General features: G+C 65.0%; 2 protein-coding genes. Both read right to left on the bottom strand.

What is annotated here, in order from left to right; translation table 11 throughout:
• Positions 1–32 precede the first annotated feature (32 nt).
• A complete protein-coding gene (locus K289_RS48350; protein ID WP_035688060.1) occupies positions 33–623 on the bottom strand; it encodes a UPF0149 family protein in 591 nt (196 codons plus the stop codon).
• Between the two features lie 29 nt (positions 624–652).
• Positions 653–2,212, bottom strand: coding sequence for an IS66 family transposase (locus tag K289_RS0140655; RefSeq protein ID WP_027556526.1), 1,560 nt, complete (start codon positions 2,210–2,212; stop codon positions 653–655).
• Between the last annotated feature and the right edge of the window lie 78 nt (positions 2,213–2,290).

The following is a 2,290-nucleotide window of genomic DNA, read 5'->3' as shown; positions in this document are numbered from 1 at the left end:
GTAACCGGTATGAGCTTCCACGTCTGCGGTGATCAGCGGGCGCGTGCGTAGCGGATCGGCATCCAGTATTGGCGCATGGCCTCGACAGCCGCTGGGATATCGAGGTGGGCATTGCGGAGAAAGTCCCCGGTCTCGTGACCCTGTCGCGGCGGTCCGAGAAGCGGACGGCCCTGATCATCGCGACAGTGCAGCAGAATGGGCCGAAGCAGGCCGTGATTGACGTTGCTGGCGTCCAGCAATGGCGCCCACGCCGCTATCCTGAGCCGCATCGCGGCATAGAAACCTTGGCACCAGGGACGCGGATCGACGTCGCCATGGGGGTTGCGCCGGTGCATCGGCTCTAACTGGCGAGGCGTTGTCGAAAGGATCTGGCTGATCTCGTTATGGCGCAGCGCGACGGCGGAGATCGCGGCGAACTCCGGGGTGCCGCCGTGGTTAAAAGCATCGGCATCGATGGCGAGCAGCGGGCAGATCCAGTCGAGCGGGCTCATCGACATTGGTCCGGCCACGATCGCGGCGACGTAGCCGTCGAGCATGGGGAGACTGGTGGCGGCGGGATGCTGATCGACGCGAGCCTGGAGCCATTGCTCGAGCTCCGCAAGCGGCATCGCGGCGGCCGCCATCGACGATGAAGCTTTAGGACGACGTGGGCTCATGCGGCAGCCTGTGCGATGCGCTCACGGGCCGCCTTCCAGTTCCAGGCGAGCAGCTCGTGGAGCTGGTGGCTCTTGGTTCGCCCGGAGACAATCCGCTCCAGCACGTCCGTCAGATAGATCTGAGGATCGAGTTCATGGAGCTTTGCGGTGTTCACGATCGACGACAGGATCGCCCAGCTCTCGGCGCCGCCTTCGCTGCCGCTGAACAATGAGTTGCGTCTTCCCATGGCAATCGGGCGCATGGAACGCTCGACCGTGTTGGAATCGACCTCGACGCGGCCGTCGCGAAGAAACAGCGTCAGCCCGTCCCAGTGATTGAGTGCATAGTTGATCGCCTCCGCCAGCTTCGACTGCGAGAAGAGCTGGTCGACCATCTCGGTCAGTCGGGCCTTGAGCGCCGCCATCAGCGGTGCGCTCCTGGTGCGCCGGACGGCAAGCCGCTGCTCGGCACTAATGCCGCGGATCTCCGCCTCGATAGCATAGACCGCCTGCAGGCGTTCGATCACCTCCCGCGCGAATGGCGACTGCATCGTCTTGTAGACCTCGACGAATTTGCGTCGGGCATGGGCGAGACAAAAAGCAAGCTGGATCGCGCCGCCATGACCGCGGGCAAGCGCCTTGTAGGCAGCATAACCATCCACCTGCAGAATGCCGGAAAAGCCCTTCAGTTGTCCGGCGATCTCCTCCGTGCCGCGGCCGTCAGCGAACACGTAGGCGACCGCCGGCGGCGAGGGGCCGCCCCATGGCCGGTCATCCATGGCATGTGCCCAGAACTGGCAGATGCGGGTGCGATGTCGTCCGGGATCGAGCACCGGCATTGGCGTCTCATCGCAGAACACGCGCGGCGAGGCCTGGATCGTGCGCAGCTGAAGCTCATAGAGGCTCCTGAGCCACCAGGCCGCACGCTTCACCCAGCCGGCCAGCGTCGCCCGGTCGAGATGGACACCCTGGCCGGCCAGAATTTGCACCTGTCGGTACAGCGGCAGATACCAGGCGAACTTCGAGACCACCACGTGGCTCACGAGTGCCGTCGAGGCCATGCCGCTCTCGATCAGGCGCGGCAGCACCTTCGCTTGGACCACACCATCGGTGCAGCTGCGGCAGCCATATTTGGGACGGATCGTGCGCAGCACCCGCAGGATCGCCGGGATGATGTCCAGCACCTCGCTGACGTCCTCGCCGATCTTGTGGAGCTGCCCTTGGCAGCACGGGCAGGTCGTCGCCTCCGGCTCCAGCACCTGCTCGCAGCGCGGCAGGTGCTTTGGGAGTGCGCCGATGTTGCGGCGCGCCTTCTTGCGCACCTTGCCGGGCGGCTTCGCCGCAGGCGCATCGTCGTTGGCCTGCACAGGCAACGTGGCGTCGGTCTCGAGATCGCCCAGCTCAAGCGCGAGTTGCTCGTCCACGAGCACCGCAAGTCGCTCCGAGCGCTTCCCGAAGATCATCTCCTTGAGCGTCTGCATCGCCACACGCAGCTTCTCGTTTTCGGCGTCAAGCGCGAGCACCATCTCGGTCAGAGCTGATGGATTGGTCGGGAGAGCGTCGGGGCGAATCGCCATGACCAGACGATACATCCGCGCGCCACAGGCTCCAGCGAAATCCCCACCTCTCAGCCGACAACGGCCGGCTGCTTCACA

Origin of the sequence: Bradyrhizobium sp. Cp5.3, assembly GCF_000426265.1 — a bacterium.
Lineage (GTDB): Bacteria > Pseudomonadota > Alphaproteobacteria > Rhizobiales > Xanthobacteraceae > Bradyrhizobium > Bradyrhizobium neotropicale.
This window is presented reverse-complemented; position numbering and strand designations above follow the sequence as displayed.